We start from the raw sequence: 15,012 nt of genomic DNA on the forward strand, positions 1-15,012 counted from the left end.
GAAGCCGCAGGCCGCCTCCGCGAGCGCGCCGGTCAGCCGCGACGGCAGCTGCGAGCGAGCCGCGAGGAGCTCAGCCGGATAAAGCGACGGCCCGCGGGTCTACGGCAGGCGGAGCAGGACGACCTCGTCGCTTTCGGTGGCGCAGGCGACGAGGGCCGCGTCGATCTCGCACGAGACGAGGGCGCCGGGGACCGAGACCGACGGGGCCGGCGCCGGGCCGCGGTCGGACCAGGCGAGCAGCGTGTCGCGGTCGGTCTGCAGGCCGATCAGGACGCGGGGGCCGGCGGCGGCGAGGAAGCTCCAGCCGGGCGGGACGGTGATGCCGGTGTCGGCGGCCATGGCCGGGGCGCCGCCGGGTGCGACGGCCGGCAGCGCCCTCGGCACGATCCACAGCAGCGCGCCGTCGGACGGGTCGACGGCCGCGGTGCGTTCGCCGCTGACGCACAGCGCCGCGTCGCACGGCAGGATCGTGAGCGGGCTGCCGATGCCGGTCGGCACCTGGGCCTTCCAGCGTTCGACGAGGCCGCGACTGTACGCCGTGATCCGGGTGCTGCCCGTCGGCACGTCCGACCGGGCGACGAGCAGCAGGTCGTCGACGACGGCGACAAGGTCGTCGGCGGGCCCCGCGATGCCCTGGACTGGGGCGGTGCGCGCGCCGGTGACGAGGTCGACGGTGCTGAGCCCGCCGGCGCCGTCCAGCAGCGCCGCCCACGTGGCACCGGTCGCGGCGGCGTCGACGGCCACGCGGGTGCCGGGGTCGACGGCGGTGTCCCACTGGACGAGGCCCGCGGTGTCGATGAGCTGCCAGCGCAGCACTCCCGCGGTGGGCGTGTTGTCGGCGAGGGCACGGCAGCCGTCGGACCAGAGGCTGCGCATGACGACGGTGCCGGTGCCGCCGGGCGGGGTGCGCACGGGCACGCCGACGGCCCGCCACTGCTCCCGCCCGGTCGCCCGGGTCACCGCGACGGTGGTGCCGGTGACGCCGGAGCGGCACAGGTCCGGCGAGAGGACCGCCAGTTCGCCGCGGATGTCCACGTACGACAGCTGGGCCAGCCCCTCGGGGGTGAACATCCACCGCAGCGTGCCGTCGGTGGCGTCGTAGGCCTCCACCGGCGTCGGGGTGCGGTCACTGTCGAGCACGAAGAGCGCCCCGCCGGCGACGTGGTAGTCGCCGTTGCGCAGTGGCTGGCGGGTCACCTCGTGCGGGCGCCCCGGCGCCGGCGCGGCGGACACCAGGGAGAGCAGCATCGCCAGGACGGCGGCCAGCCCCCAGCCGCGGGGCAGCCCGGCGGTGTCGTCGTCGACGTGGTCCCAACCGCCGTCGATGACGCCCAGATCGATGGTGACCGTGCTCACCGGCACGGCTCCATTGTGCGCCGATCATCACCGGCCCGGCAGCCGCCACACGGACAACGGTGGACCGCACCGCCACTCGGACCGGCCGCCGGACGAGGGGCGGTCCGGAGACCGCGTACGGGTAAGCCGCGGTCAGTGCCGGGACGGGAGGCGCCACACGGACAGGCCGCCGACCACGATGCAGGCGAGGGCCTCGCCGTCGACGGAGCACTCCGGGTTGCCGAACCAGTTCTCGGCGCGGGCGAAGACGGCGACCACGCCGGTCGCCGGGTCGAGCTCGCCGAGCATGGCGGTGCGCATGTCCACGAGCCGCCACAGCAGCGGCCGCCGGCCGGTGGTGAGCACGTGCCAGCCGGTCAGCTGCTTGAAGACGGTGCCGGTGCGGCTGTCGACGAGCGCGACGGGCCCGGGATCCGACGGGTCGAAGCGCGAGCCGGTGATCAGGCGCCGACCGGCCATGCCGAGCGCGTGGGTCTGCTCGTCGAGGTGCCAGCGGTGCTGGCCGGTGGTGCTGTCGTAGGCGTCCATGCCGCCGCTGTCGCCGGAGCAGAAGAGGTCGACCGCGCAGCGGAAGAGGCCACTGCCCTGCGCACCGGGCCAGTGGAACAGCAGTCGGCCGGTCGGCAGCTCGTACACCTGCGAAGCCGGTGAGCCTTCGGGGTAGACGACGACCCGGTCGGCGGCGCGGCCCGTCTCGTCGTGCCATCCGGCGTCGAACATGGCCGAGACGCCCGACCAGGCGAGCTGATGGGTCGCGCGGACCCGGCCGGTCCGGGCGTCCCACCGCGTCAGCCGCCCGTCCCGGCCGAGCACGTCGAACCGGTCGAGCCGCGACTGGTACGTGTTGGAATAGCTGACGTTCACGTCGGAGCCCTGCGGGACCGTGACGGCCCAGATTTGCCCCCCGGTCCGCGCGGACAGGCCCAGGAACCGCCGCTCCGGCTGCGCGAAGGCGCGGTTGACGTCCGATTCGGAGTCCGGCCACACGACCTCGACGCGCCGCTCGTCGGGCACGTCCTCGACGACGACCACGTCGCCGGTCGTGCCGGTGAACGTGACGTGCGAGCGCTTCCACAGCTCCTGGCCGGTGGCCGCGTCGAGCACGACGAGGGCGCTGGAGTCGCCGGCGCCGGTCCGGTCCTCGCTCATCAGCAGGACCACGTCGTCGCCCGCGGTCACCAGCTGCTGCTGCGCCTCGGCCGAGCGGTGCCACAGCAGCTCGCCGTCGATGAGGTCGTGTGCCTCGATCATCGGTCCGGGGTCGGTTCCCTGGTACCGGGCGAAGAACAGCCTCCCGCCGGCGGTCTGGGCCCGGAGGACCTGCTGTTCGATCGTGTAGAGCAGACCCGCCCCGGACCGTGGGCCGGCCGAGACGAGCAGGCCGAGGGTCACGGTGAGGGCCGTGGCGACGGCGACCCACCGCCCCTGCAGCCGGCGCCGGGGCTCGGGCGGCTCCGGCGGCTGCCACGGGACGCTGAGGTCGAGCTCGATCACGGTCTCCGCCACGGCCCCAGGGTGCCATGACCCCCCTGTCGCGTCACCCGTCAGTGTCCGGGCGGGGCGGCAGGCGCCAGACGGTCAGCTCACCCACCATGACGCACGCGAGGGTGTCGCCGTCCGCGCTGCAACTGGGTGGCCCGTACCAGTCCCCGGACCGGCCGAAGACGGTGATGCGTCCGGTCGCCGGGTCGAGCTGGCCGAGCACCGCGGTGCGCTGGTCGAGCGGGCGCCACAGCAGGAGCCGCTGCGGGCTCGCCTCGCGGATCAGCCGCCAGCCGGCGAGGTCCGTGACGATCTTCCCGGTCCGCGCGTCGACGACGGCCAGCGGGGGCGCATCGCCCGTCGCCTGCTCCAACGTGCTGACCAGGAGCCGGCCGCCCGCCCCGCCGATCACCTCCCGGTACGGGCCGAGCCGCCACCTGGGCGCGCCGGTGGTGCCGTCGTACGTGACGATGCCGCGCTCGTCGGCCGCGCAGAACAGGTCGGCCGCGCACGGGTACAGACCCTCGTAGAGGGACGCGTCGGTGCGGAACAGTGCCCGCCCGTCGGTGAGGTCGAACACGATCGCGCCACGCTCCCCGTCCGGGTAGACCAGGGCACGGTGCGGGACCGCGTCGGGGGCGAACTGCCAGCCGACCCCGGTGCCGAACATGGCCGGCACGCCCGACCAGGCCAGCTGCACGGTCGACAGCACGGCCCCGGTGCGGATGTCCCGATGGGTCACCAGCCCCGACTGGTCGAGCTGGTAGACGCCGGTGACGCGGCCGGTGGGGTACCGACCTTCCCAGGTGTAGCTGAGCGCGGCACGGGGCGGCGCCTCGTGCTCCCAGACCGTGACCCCGGTGCGCTCGTCGAGCGCGAGCACGTGCCGCGGCGCCCCGTCCCAGGCTCGGTTGACCCTCGGGTCGGGCTGCTCCTCCGGCGTGGACACGACGATCCTGCGCTGTTCGAGCTGCTGCTCAACGATGACGAGGTGGTCGCGGGTACCGATGAACGACGCATTCTGCCGGGACCACAGCTGCCGGCCGGTGGCCGAGTCGACCACCGTCAGCCTGGTGCTGAACCCGTCGTCCTCGTCGGAGTACCGCATCAGGATCAGCGCGCCGTCGCTGACGCTCGCCGGCTGCTGCTGCGGAGTGGTCGGGAAGTCCCACAGGCGCGCACCGTCCGAGCGGCGGTGCCCCTCGATCCGCGGGTCGGAGACCGACTGCTGAAACCGGTCGATGAACAGCATGTCACCGAAGACGGTGACGCTGCGCACCTGGTCCCCGATCCGGTAGAGCGGGGTGAGCCGCGTCCCCGGACCGGCCGCGCCGAGCGAGCCGAGCGCGGCGGCGAGCACCGCACAGACCGCCACCAACCGGGTCCTCAGCCGCCGCCGTGGCGGCGCGGGAACCTCCGGCGGCTCCCACGGGCTGCTGAGGTCGAGCTCGATCACGGTCTCAGCCATGTGAGTCAGAGTCCCACGCCGACGCCCCGGTTGCGTGCCCGTGGGCTGTGCCTCCGCCCCCACCGCCGCGCGGACCACGTGACCGGCGTTCCCGTCGCCCTGCGCTTCGCGAGGTGCGGGCTCAGGTCGTACACAGGCGAAACGGCGGATCCGAAGAAGGATCCGCCGTTCCGGTGGCGCTGGGGTCAGGTGCGGGCGCGGGCGGGGACCGTGGGCTGCTCGGTCTCGTCGAGGCGGCTGACCCACTCGGTGACCTGGCGGGACACGTCCTGCGCGGTCAGGCCCAGCTCCGAGAGGATCTCGGCGCGCGTGCCGTGCGGGTGCCAGGCCTGCGGGACGCCGAGGTCGCGCAGCGGGACCCACACGTCGGCGTCGCGCAGCGACTTGGCGATCGCGTCGCCGACGCCGCCGGTGCGGACGCCGTCCTCGATGGTGACGACCAGGCGGTGCTCGCGGGCCAGGCCGACCAGCTCGACCGGCACCGGCCGGACCCACCGCGGGTCGACGACGGTGACGCCATAGCCCTGCTCGGCGAGGCGGGCGGCCGCGTCGACCGCCAGGTGCGCGAACGCGCCGACGCTGACCAGCAGCACGTCCTTGCGCTCGTGCTCGCTGAGCACGTCGACCCCGCCGAAGCCGTCGACCCCGCCGACGCGCCGCACCGCGGGCAGGTCCGCGGGGACCGCGCCGGTCGGGAAGCGCACGATCGTCGGGCCGTCTTCGATGCTCACGGCCTCGCGCAGCTCCTCGCGGACGGTCTGCGCGTCGCGGGGCGCGGCCAGCCGCAGGCCGGGGACCACGCCGAAGACCGCCATGTCCCAGATGCCGTAGTGCGACGGGCCGTCGGGGCCGGTGATGCCGGCCCGGTCGAGCACGAACGTCACGGGCAGCTTGTGCATCGCCACGTCGAGCAGCACCTGGTCGAACGCGCGGTTGAGGAACGTCGCGTAGACCGCGACCACCGGGTGCAGGCCGCCGATCGCGAGCCCGGCCGCCGACGTCGCCGCGTGCTGCTCGGCGATGCCCACGTCGTACGCCCGCTCGGGGTACTTCTTCATGAGCTTCGCGATGCCGGTCGGCTCCGCCATGGCGGCGGTGATCCCGACGATGTCGGCGCGCTCGTCGGCGATCGCGACGAGCTCGTCGGCGAACACGCCGGTCCACTTCACCGCGGCCGGGGCGAGCAGCTTGCCGGTCTCGATGTCGAAGGCGCTGCCGGGGCCGTGCAGGCAGTCGGCCTCGTCCTCCTCGGCGGGCCGGTAGCCGAAGCCCTTGCGGGTCACGGCGTGCACGATCACCGGGCCGCCGAACGACTTCGCCTTGCGCAGCGCCGACTCGACCGCCACCTGGTCGTGGCCGTCGACGGGTCCGACGTATTTGATGCCGAGGTCTTCGAACATTGCCTGCGGCGCGACCGCGTCCTTGATGCCCTTCTTGACCGCGTGGAGCACCTCGTACAGCGGCGGGCCGACCAGCGGCGTCCGGCCGAGGGAGTCCTTGACCAGGTCGAGGACCTTCTCGTAGCTCGGGTTGAGCCGCAGGTTGGACAGGTGGTCGGCGAGGCCGCCGATCGTCGGGGAGTAGGAGCGCCCGTTGTCGTTGACGACGATGACGAGCGGGTTCTTCGCGCCGGCGATGTTGTTCAGCGCCTCCCAGCACATACCGCCGGTGAGCGCGCCGTCACCGACGACCGCGACGACGTGCCGCGGCTCGCCGCGCAGCGCGAACGCCTTCGCCAAGCCGTCCGCATAGGACAGCGCGGTCGAGGCGTGCGAGTTCTCGATGATGTCGTGCTCGCTCTCGGCCTGGCTCGGGTAGCCGGTGAGCCCCCCGCGCTGGCGGAGCAGGTCGAAGCCGTCCTGGCGGCCGCTCACGATCTTGTGGACGTAGGCCTGGTGGCCGGTGTCGAAGAGGATGCGGTCCTTCGGCGAGTCGAAGACGCGGTGCAGGGCGAGGGTCAGCTCCACCACACCGAGGTTGGGGCCGAGGTGGCCGCCGGTGCGGGAGACCTTGGCGACGAGGAAGTCGCGGATCTCCGCCGCGAGCACCTCCAGCTGCTCCGTCGAGAGGTCACGGAGGTCACCCGGGCTGCGGATGGAGCTCAGCAGGGTGGCGGCCTCGGTCTCTTCAGTGCTCATGGGGCTCAACTCTAACGGGGGCGCGCATCGGCGCACGTCGGCCGGACGAATCTTGACAGCTTCCACACATGCTCGTTACCTGGTCACCGGCTGTCGCACACGGCTTCAACCACTTGCCGCCGCGGCGAACCTCACGGTGTCCCTGTCCTGCACGAACAGCGTCAGGGCCGCGTCGATCGCCGCGCTGCGCTTCGTCCCGGCGACGACACCGTGCGTGAGCGACCCCACCACCCGGGTGGAGCTGTCGGTCCACTCGGCGATCGCCTGCGCGAGATAGCCGGTGTACTTCGCCTTGTCGGCGTCGAGCCGCGCCGGCACGGACCCCTTCTGCGGGTTGAACGCGTCCTGCCCGCTGACCGAGCCGCACTCGATCAGCCACTGCTCGGCGGCCCGCCGGTGCGGCGCCCCGCGCGGCAGCGTGAACGAGTCGGACAGGAAGTCGTACACCTTCTCCGAGCCGGGGCTCGCCACCACCGAGTAGCCCTGCTGGAACGCGAGGCCCTTGGTCCGCAGGTACGCGTCGGCCCAGTCCCCCATCACGTTGTAGGCGGCGGTGCCGGCGACGACCTTGTCCAGCGCCGGCTGCCAGTCCCCGGCGGCGGTCGCGACGTCGGACTGGTCGAGGACCCGCACGAACAGCGTCAACGCCTCCTGCACCGGCGCGCTCTTCCAGTCCGTCGCGCCGCTCCAGAGTCCGGTGTACCCGTCGGCGCCGAGCTCGCCGAGCAGCACGCACTCGAGCAGGTGCTTCTGCGTCCAGGTGGGTCCGATCGACAGCGGCAGGACGCCCTTGCCCCGCAGCACGGCCGCCTGGCTCAGGAACTGCGACCAGCTGATCGGCGGCGTCAGGCCGTGCGCCTTCAGCACCGCCGGGTTGTGCCAGAGCAGGTTGGCGCGGTGGATGTTCACCGGCACCGAGTAGATCTTGCCGTCGAACGTCAGCGCCTCGACCAGGCCCTTCGGCAGTCGCTCGCGCCAGCGCTGCTGGTCGTACAGGTAGCGGACGTCCTCGAGGTAGCCGGCCGCGACGTCGTTGTCGAGCTCGAGACCGGCGTGCGCCTGGTAGGAGTCGGGCGGGTCGTCGTTCTCCAGCCGGGTCGCGAGCACGGTCCGGGCGACCGTGCCCGCCCCGCCCGCGACGGCGGCGTTGTCGAACTCGACCCCGGGGTTGACCCGGCGGAAGTCGGCGACGAGCGCCTCCAGCCCTTCCTTCTCGCCGGGCCCCGCCCACCACGAGAACACCTCGACCTTGCCCGACCCGTCGTCGCCGATCTCGTCCCCGCTGACCGCGCAGCCGGGCAGCCCGAGGACGGTCAGCCCGCCGGCGACGAGCAGCGTTCTCCGGCTAAATCCCACTTTTTCAGTATCTTCGCCGTTTGCGGCCTCGTCAGCGGTTCGGCGGCATCCAGTCCTGGTCCGACCCCTGTCCCGGCTGCTGCTCCTGTACGGGCACCGGCGGCTGCTCCGGATGCTGGCCCGGGTGCTGGCCCGGGTGCTGGCCCGGATGCTGGCCGTTGTACTGGGCGGCCTCGGGTGCCAGGCCGATCTCGTTCGCCAGCGTCGCCGTGCTCAGCCCTTCGACCCTGGCCCGCATGTCCGCGTACGTCGCCAGCGACATCGGCGCCGTCACCACCGCACCCGCCCGGGCGATCACCTCCGACACGACGGAGGCGAGCACCATCCCGAGCACGATCTTCCCGTCGGCCCCGGTGACCCTCACCGGCTCCAGCGAGAGCGACGACGCCCCGCCGGTCCCACCCTGGACGATGATGCCGACGATGGCCCCGACGAACGCGGCGGCGAACCCGAGCGCGAGCGCCGTCGCGATCCGGCTGATCGAGGCCCCGAGATCCTGGTGGAACAGCTTGAAGCAGCGGGAGATCGCCGACGCGCCCCGCTCGAACGTCACCACCGCCGGCAACAGCGTGAACACCGCGGCGAGGTAGATCGCCGGCAGGAAGCACGCACAGAACCCGACGCAGATGATCAGCCCCGCCAGCATCTGCCACCCCAGCAGCGGAAACACCCGCCGCGCCGCGAGCAGCAGCGCCGCACCGAGCCGCGGCCGCAGCCCCGCCGCGATCGTCACCGCCACATGGTTGGACGCGATCGACACCACGAACGAGACGAACACCCCGACGAACGACCCGAGCAGGATCAGCCCCAACGCCGCGAACAACTGCCCGGGATCCGACGGGACCGGCGCCCCCGTGACCGGGTCCGTCTGGCTCAGATCGTCCGACACGTCCAGGCTCACCATCGACAGCGCCACGCTGTACGCCAGCATCACCACCAACCCGATGATCTGCAGCAACGCGAGCTTGTCCCAGCCCCGCCGCAGGATCGCCATACTGCGCCGCCACCAGCCCGCGAAGTCGGGACTGACCAGCGGGTCACCCTCACCGATCACCCCCGCGACGGGCATCATCTGATAGATCGCGTACGCCTGCGCCGGGTCGTACACACCCCCGTACCCCTGCGACTGGTCATTCCCCCCAGCCGGATACTGCGGCGCCCCATACGCACCAGGCTGCCCCGGGTAACCGAACTGCCCCTGCCCCGGATAAGGCGCCTGCCCTGGATACGGCGCCTGCCCCGGGTAGTACGGCTGCCCCGGATACGGCGGCTGCCCTTGGTAGCCGGGCTGCCCGGGGTACGGCGGCTGCCCCTGATAGCCGGGCTGCCCCGGATACGGCGACTGTCCTAGATGGCCGGGCTGCCCGGGCTGCTGCGGCTGACCCGGATGGCCGGGCTGCCCGTACGCGCCCGCCCCGTGCTCCTGCGCCGCGGGGACGGGCGGCCTGATCCGCGCACCATCTCCGGCGCCGGCCTCGCCGCCGTCCGCCGACGCGGCACCGGCCGAGCCGGTCTCCCCGGCAACCGCACCCGGCACAGAAGGAGCGACACCCTCAGCCTCCGGGCCGGACTCCCCCGGCAGCGGAACGGTGCGCGGCTGCCCGGAATCCACCGGCGGCACCGGCTCGGACGGCTGGGCCGGTCCCGTGGACTCGTCGGGCCCGGGCGGCTGGGTCATGGTTCCTCCGTATCGCGGACTGCGCCATGCGGCACGACACAGAAGATAGGGCCCCGCCGCACACCCCGCCGCCCCACCAGGCGCCAAACCGACTGCCCGACCAGCCGACCATCCCCGGAGAACCCCACCGCCCAGTCACCGCCCGCCCAGCCGACCAACCCCCGCCAAACAAACCCGCTGCCCGACCAGTCACCCCGCCCCGAGCAAATCCGCCGCCCGACCAACCCCGACCAACCCCGACCAGCAAACCCGCAGCCCAATCAGCCACCCACTCGGAGCGAACCCCACCGCCCGACCAACCCCGACCGGCGACCCACTGCCCGACCAGCACCTACCCCAGGCAACAACCCCACCGCCCGATCGACCAACCAATCGATCAAACCGCCGCTCGACCAGCCACCCATCCCCGCGCGACAACCGCCGCCTGGCCAACCGTGACCGGCGGCTCGCTGGCCTTGTCAGCGGACCAACCGTGACCGGCGAACTCCGGGCTCGGTCAGCCGAGCATGCCTGAGTAGACGATCGTCAGCACGAAGCCGACGAGCCATAAGCCGCCGCACCACCACGACAGCTTGACCTCGGTGCTCCTGTCGTCGGTCCGCAGCGCCTTCACCGCGACGAGCGCGCCCACGACCATCACCGTCAGGCTCGCCATCCAGACGGTCCAGGCGGCAGGGCTCCGCTCGACCTTCGGCCCACCGGAGTCGAGCCCCAGGACCAGCCTGATCAGCGGCACGAGGAACAGCACGGTGAACGCGATCGTCACCTGTGCCACCGTCCGACGCACCGGCCGCCACTGATCCCGTCGCGGCCGGCCCTCGCCGCCACCCGCCCCGGCTCCCGCGGCCCCGAGCGGCGAACCCCCGGGCGCCGCAGCACCAGACTCCCCGGCCCCGGCCGCGTCTGACGACCCGGCCGACAGTGGAGACTCCGGCGATGCCGCAGGATCCGGCGAGGAAGGCTGGGACGGGCGCTGAGGGTCGGCCGGCTCGGTCATGCGGCACGCCGGTCGGCGAAGCGGGGCGAGAACAGCTCCAGCAGCCGCACCGTCTCCTCGAAGGGCAGCTGGCCGGGGGCGGGACGGCCGCCGATGAACGAATAGGTGATCCGCGAGCCCAGGACGGGCAGCATGAGCCGGGAAGCGGCGCCCTCGGGGCCCATGCCGATGGCGATCACGCCGCGGTGGTGATGGCGGAGGGTGAAGTCGGTGAGGGTGCGCAGGTCGTCGGGGCCCTGGGCCATGGTGCTGATCTTGACCAGGTCGGCGCCGGCGGCGAAGCCCTCCTCGGCGAGCTCGTCCAGGCGCGCCGCGGCCGGGGTGGCCGTGAAGTCGTGGTGCGACAGCACGACCACCGTGCCGTGGGAGCGGGCGGCGGCGACGACACCGGCGCGGATCTCGGTGGAGGCCAGCTCCACGTCGACGGCGTCGACCTCGGGCATGAGGGTCTCGTAGAGCCGCAGGCGCGAGGGCTCGTCGCCCGCCCAGTAGCCACCCTCGTCCTTCGAGCGGATCGTGGCGAGCGTCGGCATGCCGGCGAACGGCCGGACCTGGCGCAGCGCGTGCTCGGGGTCGGTCGAGGCAAACCAGTCGACGCGCAGCTCGGCGACGTCGACGCGCAGGTCACGGGCCTGCGCCGCGTCCCGCCCGGCGTCCTCGTCGCCGAAGCTGACCGCGACCAGCGGCACCTCTTCGGCGAGCCGCTCCCGCAGCGTTGCCATGCAGCACTCCCCCCACCGTCCGCCTCAAGCGAAGCGACAGGGGGAGTCTACGTGCGCGGTACGACAGATCCCCGCCGGCGCAGGGTCCGCTCGTAGTCCTGGAAGCGGGCCTTCGCGATCACCGACCGGTCGGGCGCGCGCAGCACGATCCCCTCGGCCCGGCCCGGCGCACCGTCGAGCCCCACCAGCGTCGCCGGCAGCGAGTCGGTCAGCAGCTCCTGCATCTCCGCGATCCCCGGCGGCAGCGCCGAGCCGGCCCGGTGCCACAGCCGCGGCGTGAGCGAGAGCCCCGCGGCGGCAGCGAGCGCGGCCAGCGTGGACTCCGGCACGAACGGCTGCCCGCCGGCCTCTCGCCACGCGGACACAGCGGCGGAGGAAAGCGACAGCGGCGTGGACCAGTCAGGCAGGTCGACCACGTCGAAGAGCCGCCAGCCGAAGAGCGTGGAGTCGCTCGTGTACTGCCTGGCCGCCCCGCCGACCTTGCCGCCGTAGAGCTCCAGGAAATAGACACGGATCCCGTCCCCGGCCGGCAGACCCGCGGCGACCGGCTTCAGCTGCCCCACGATGCCGAGGGCAGGGTTACCGATGAGGTCGCCCTTCGCGTACAGGAGCTCCTCGCGCGATCCGATGAGGTACGAGCCGTCGGGCAGCAGGACGATCCGGCTGTTGGTCCCGTCGACCTTCTCCGTCGCGATGACGTCGCCGGGAAACACCGTGGCAGGGGAGGTCAGACCCCCGTTGCGGGGATCCAGGGTGTGGTACGTCGGAATCGACGGGTACTTCGTCAGCGAGTTGAGCAGCCGCAGATCGACGGCACGGACATCGAACATCGCCACATCATCGGGCAGGAAAATACGGCGCGGCACGCGATTAACCGCTGCTACGGTTCCCGGCACAAGATGTCCCGCCGTGGTGACCCGGTGCGCAGGCACCGGATACTTCGACTGTTAATCGAGAGGTCGCAGGTTCGAATCCTGCCGCCCCGGCTCATCGGGGTGTAGCTCAGCGGACAGAGCACTTTGTGCCGGCGCCGCCTGGATCTCGGGTCACCACGACGGGACATCTCTGTCTTTTTCCGCAAAGGGACGGTGATTCCTCATGGCCAAGTTCAACTCGCAGCAGACGAAGCGGCGCCCCGACGGGGTCACCTACCAGGGAGGCCCGGGCTACTCGCGCGACCTGCGGTCGGAGCTGTTCCTGCTCGCCGTCGCCAACATGGTCGGCGAGCAGACGTTCTACGAGTCGGCCGGCGACCGCGACCAGCGCTACCGCGAGCTCGTCGGCGCCGCCGCCGTGCGCCACCCGGAGTGGACCGCCCGGTTCCTGCGCTGGCTGCGCGGCGGGGCGAACCTGCGCTCCGCGTCGCTGGTCGGCGCCGCCGAGTACGTCCGCGCCCGTCTCGCCGCCGGCCTGGTCAACGGCACCGGCGAGCACCGGCAGGTCGTCGCCGACGTGCTGCAGCGCGCCGACGAGCCGGGTGAGCTCCTCGCGTACTGGGCGTCGCGCTACGGCCGGTCGGTGCCGAAGCCGGTGAAGCGTGGCGTCGCCGACGCGGCGAAGCGGCTGTACACGGAGCGCAACCTGCTCAAGTACGACACCGCCAGCCACGCGTTCCGGTTCGCCGACGTGCTCGACCTGACCCACCCGGCCCCGGCCGGCCCGGCACAGGGCGACCTGTTCACGTTCGCGCTCGACCGCCGGCACAACCGGCCCGAGCCGCGCGTGGCCGAGTCGCTCCCGATGATCGCCGCCAACGCCCGCCTGCGGGCCGACGCGGCCGGGGACCCGTCCGTGCTGCTCGACGCGGGGCGCCTGCGCGCCGCCGGCATGACCTGGGAGGACGCGCTGTCGCTGGGCGGCTCCCGGCTGCCGAAGAACCGCCTGTGGGAAGCCCTCATCCCGTCGATGGGGTACATGGCCCTGCTCCGGAACCTGCGGAACTTCGACCAGGTCGGGGTGTCGGACGCGGTCGCGGGGCAGGTCGCGGCGAAGCTGGCGGATCCGGGCGAGGTGGCGCGGTCGCGGCAGCTGCCGATGCGGTTCCTGTCGGCGTACCGGGCGGCGCCGTCGCTGCGGTGGGCGTGGGCGCTGGAGCGGGCGTTGAACCAGAGCCTGGCGAGCATCCCGTTCCTGCCCGGTGACACGCTGATCCTGATCGACACGTCGGGCTCGATGCACTCGGTGTTCTCCAAGGACGGCACGCTCATGCGGTGGGACGCGGCGGTGATCTTCGGGTTGGCGCTGGCGCTGCGGTGCGAGCGGGCGAAGGTCGTGTCGTTCTCGACCCGGACCACCGTGTTCCCGGTCGAACCGGGCGAGTCGCTGCTGCGCGGCATCGACCGGTTCAAGGCGAAGGGGCACTTCCACAACGGCGGTACCGACACGGCCTCGGCGGTGCGGGAGCACTACCGCAAGCAGGACCGGGTGGTGATCCTGACCGACGAGCAGGCGTCGTTCGACGGTGACGTGTCGACGTCGCTGCCGGCGGGCACGCCGCTGTTCACGTGGAACCTCGCCGGATACCGCATGGGCCACACCCCGCAGGAGCGCAACCGCTGGACGTTCGGCAGCCTCACCGACGCGGGCTTCGGCATGATCCCCCTGCTGGAGGCCGGCGAGCGCGGGACATGGCCGTTCTGAACAACGGCTAGGTCCGGGTGAAGAGCCCGATCGTCTCGAAGTGCTGGGTCATCGGGAAGCTGTCGAAGGCACGGATCTCCGGCAGCTGATACCCGAGGCCCAGCAGCAGACCGGCATCGCGGGCGAACGCGGCCGGGTCGCACGCGACATAGGCGATGGCGCGCGGTGACCTGGCCGCGACGGCCGTGACCACCTCGCGGCCCGCACCCGCCCGGGGCGGGTCCAGCACGACCAGGTCGACGCTGCGCCAGCGCGGGTTGCCGATCGCCGCCGCCACGTCGTCGTTGACGAACCGGATGTTGGCCACCGAGCGCAGCGCCTTGCGGCCCGCGGCGACGGCCCGCCGGTCGCCCTCGACGACGGTGACCGGGCCGCAGTGCGGGGCGAGGGTGGCGGCGAAGAGGCCGACCCCGCCGTACAGGTCCCAGGCCCGCTCCCCCTCCGCCGGCCGCAGCATCTCCAGCACGGCGCCGGTGAAGGCGGCGACGGCGTGCGGGTGCACCTGCCAGAAGCCGCCGGCGTCGACGCTCCAGTCGTGCCCGGCGGCGACCTCGCGGACGCGGACGGGCGGTCCGGTGAGCGCGCCGCTGCGCCCGGCCCGGGTCAGCACCGCGGTCTCGCCGCCGGACGCCGCGACGGCCTCGACGGTCGAGCCGGGAGGCCAGCGGCGGGTGGTGACGGGCAGCGCCTGGATCGCCGGGTGCGCGATCCGGCAGCGGTCGACGGGGATGACCTCGCTCGACCGGTGCCGGTGAAACCCGGCCCGCCCCTCGTCGTCGACGGCGTACTGGACCCGGGTGCGCCAGCCGAGCGCGCCACCGGGGAGGGCCTCCACCGGTACCGACGCGGAAACACCGGCGAGTCGCGCCAGCTGCTCACCGAGGACCTGGGACTTCAGGCGGCGCTGGGCGGCGGGGTCGGCGTGCTGCCAGTCGCAGCCGCCGCAGGCCCCGGGGCCGGAGAACGGGCACGGCGGGATGACGCGGTCCGGCGACGGCAGCAGGATCTCGACGGCGTCGGCGCGCAGGAAGCCCTTGCGTTCGTCGGTGATCCGCGCGAGGACCCGCTCCCCCGGCAGCGCGTGCCGGACGAAGATCACCCGGCCGTCGTGCCTGGCCACGCAGTGCCCGCCGTGGGCGACCGAGCCGACTTCGAGCTCCAGCAGTGTCATCCAG

11 protein-coding genes and 1 tRNA gene are annotated in these 15,012 nt (G+C 72.9%); 2 read left to right on the top strand and 10 right to left on the bottom strand.

Features of this window, described 5'->3' with window-relative positions; all coding sequences use genetic code 11:
- Nucleotides 1-99 precede the first annotated feature (99 nt).
- The 9 genes from ABD332_RS18365 to ABD332_RS18405 all read right to left on the bottom strand — a co-directional run bounded on the left by ABD332_RS18365 (nt 100) and on the right by ABD332_RS18405 (nt 12,027).
- Nucleotides 100-1,362 carry a hypothetical protein gene (locus ABD332_RS18365; protein WP_344503170.1) on the bottom strand — a complete coding sequence of 421 codons (1,263 nt, stop codon included), beginning with the start codon at nt 1,360-1,362 and terminating at the stop codon, nt 100-102.
- A 126-nt stretch (nt 1,363-1,488) separates the two neighbouring features.
- Entirely contained in the window at nt 1,489-2,862 is a 1,374-nt protein-coding gene (locus tag ABD332_RS18370) for an outer membrane protein assembly factor BamB family protein (RefSeq protein WP_344503171.1), read from the bottom strand.
- 31 nt (nt 2,863-2,893) lie between these two features.
- The gene (locus ABD332_RS18375) at nt 2,894-4,306 is read right to left on the bottom strand and encodes an outer membrane protein assembly factor BamB family protein (protein WP_344503172.1); all 1,413 of its coding nucleotides are present in this window, start codon (nt 4,304-4,306) and stop codon (nt 2,894-2,896) included.
- 185 nt (nt 4,307-4,491) lie between these two features.
- On the bottom strand, nt 4,492-6,444 hold the full coding sequence (dxs, locus tag ABD332_RS18380; protein WP_344503173.1) for a 1-deoxy-D-xylulose-5-phosphate synthase: 1,953 nt from the start codon (nt 6,442-6,444) through the stop codon (nt 4,492-4,494).
- A 105-nt stretch (nt 6,445-6,549) separates the two neighbouring features.
- Entirely contained in the window at nt 6,550-7,800 is a 1,251-nt protein-coding gene (locus ABD332_RS18385; RefSeq protein WP_344503174.1) for an ABC transporter substrate-binding protein, read from the bottom strand.
- 31 nt (nt 7,801-7,831) lie between these two features.
- Complete coding sequence (locus ABD332_RS18390; RefSeq protein WP_344503175.1) at nt 7,832-9,478, bottom strand: hypothetical protein; 1,647 nt, start codon at nt 9,476-9,478, stop codon at nt 7,832-7,834.
- 496 nt (nt 9,479-9,974) lie between these two features.
- A complete protein-coding gene (locus tag ABD332_RS18395) occupies nt 9,975-10,244 on the bottom strand; it encodes a hypothetical protein (RefSeq protein ID WP_344503176.1) in 270 nt (89 codons plus the stop codon).
- 227 nt (nt 10,245-10,471) lie between these two features.
- Nucleotides 10,472-11,197 carry a type I 3-dehydroquinate dehydratase gene (aroD, locus tag ABD332_RS18400; protein ID WP_344503177.1) on the bottom strand — a complete coding sequence of 242 codons (726 nt, stop codon included), beginning with the start codon at nt 11,195-11,197 and terminating at the stop codon, nt 10,472-10,474.
- A 47-nt stretch (nt 11,198-11,244) separates the two neighbouring features.
- Entirely contained in the window at nt 11,245-12,027 is a 783-nt protein-coding gene (locus ABD332_RS18405) for an RNA ligase family protein (RefSeq protein ID WP_344503178.1), read from the bottom strand.
- An 88-nt stretch (nt 12,028-12,115) separates the two neighbouring features.
- On the opposite strand from ABD332_RS18405, the gene ABD332_RS18410 reads away from it, so the two are divergent.
- Nucleotides 12,116-12,183 (top strand) — tRNA-Ser (locus ABD332_RS18410).
- Between the two features lie 112 nt (nt 12,184-12,295).
- Nucleotides 12,296-13,837, top strand: coding sequence for a TROVE domain-containing protein (locus ABD332_RS18415; RefSeq protein WP_344503179.1), 1,542 nt, complete (start codon nt 12,296-12,298; stop codon nt 13,835-13,837).
- Between the two features lie 7 nt (nt 13,838-13,844).
- Here the strand turns inward: ABD332_RS18415 and ABD332_RS18420 are convergent, their stop codons facing one another.
- Nucleotides 13,845-15,008 carry a class I SAM-dependent RNA methyltransferase gene (locus tag ABD332_RS18420; RefSeq protein WP_344503180.1) on the bottom strand — a complete coding sequence of 388 codons (1,164 nt, stop codon included), beginning with the start codon at nt 15,006-15,008 and terminating at the stop codon, nt 13,845-13,847.
- Between the last annotated feature and the right edge of the window lie 4 nt (nt 15,009-15,012).

Origin of the sequence: Dactylosporangium maewongense, assembly GCF_039531485.1 — a bacterium.
Classification (GTDB): Bacteria; Actinomycetota; Actinomycetes; order Mycobacteriales; family Micromonosporaceae; genus Dactylosporangium; species Dactylosporangium maewongense.

Coding starts and splice junctions, on each gene's coding strand:
- ABD332_RS18375 (WP_344503172.1), bottom strand. CDS start 4,306: ATGGCTGAGACCGTGATCGAGCTCGACCTCAGCAGCCCGTGGGAGCCG.
- dxs (WP_344503173.1), bottom strand. CDS start 6,444: ATGAGCACTGAAGAGACCGAGGCCGCCACCCTGCTGAGCTCCATCCGC.
- ABD332_RS18390 (WP_344503175.1), bottom strand. CDS start 9,478: ATGACCCAGCCGCCCGGGCCCGACGAGTCCACGGGACCGGCCCAGCCG.
- aroD (WP_344503177.1), bottom strand. CDS start 11,197: ATGGCAACGCTGCGGGAGCGGCTCGCCGAAGAGGTGCCGCTGGTCGCG.
- ABD332_RS18405 (WP_344503178.1), bottom strand. CDS start 12,027: ATGTTCGATGTCCGTGCCGTCGATCTGCGGCTGCTCAACTCGCTGACG.
- ABD332_RS18415 (WP_344503179.1), top strand. CDS start 12,296: ATGGCCAAGTTCAACTCGCAGCAGACGAAGCGGCGCCCCGACGGGGTC.
- ABD332_RS18420 (WP_344503180.1), bottom strand. CDS start 15,008: ATGACACTGCTGGAGCTCGAAGTCGGCTCGGTCGCCCACGGCGGGCAC.